General features: G+C 64.9%; 1 pseudogene. It reads left to right on the top strand.

The window, feature by feature from the left end:
- Positions 1–37: 37 nt before the first annotated feature.
- Positions 38–499: pseudogene (locus DVK00_RS20800) on the top strand (hypothetical protein); the annotation flags it as partial.

The following is a 499-nucleotide window of genomic DNA, read 5'->3' as shown; positions in this document are numbered from 1 at the left end:
CCAAACAGCGAAACACACCCACCCCAATTCTTCCAGTATGTCCGTCTTCGACGCACTCAGGCGACCAGAACACACCGGCGAGAATCGATGTCTCCCGTGCACCGCCGTCAACGCAGTTCTCGTCGTCCTCGTCGGTCTGGCGCTTGGCGTCCTATGGCCCCCCATCGGGGCCGTCGTCATCGCCGTCGGAACACTACTCGTCTACCTGCGCGGCTACGTCGTCCCCGGAACCCCCTCGTTCGCGCCGAAGCTCGTCTCGGCGGTCGGTCTCGACGGCATCTTCGGCCACAGGGAGGACGACGCCGCCGCACGCCAGTCTGACTCGCTCGACGCCAACGTCGACCCCGACGTGATGCTCTCGACGCTCCTGAACGCCGGTGTTCTCGTGGAAGAACCCGACGGACTGTTTCTGACCGACGAGGCCCGCGAGGAGTGGGAATCAGCGATGGCGACGCTCCGAACGGCCTCGGACGAAGAATTGGCCGACGCCGTTGCGAGT

The sequence above is a fragment of the Haloarcula sp. Atlit-47R genome (genome assembly GCF_003665985.1).
Classification (GTDB): domain Archaea; phylum Halobacteriota; class Halobacteria; order Halobacteriales; family Haloarculaceae; genus Haloarcula; species Haloarcula taiwanensis.
This window is presented reverse-complemented; position numbering and strand designations above follow the sequence as displayed.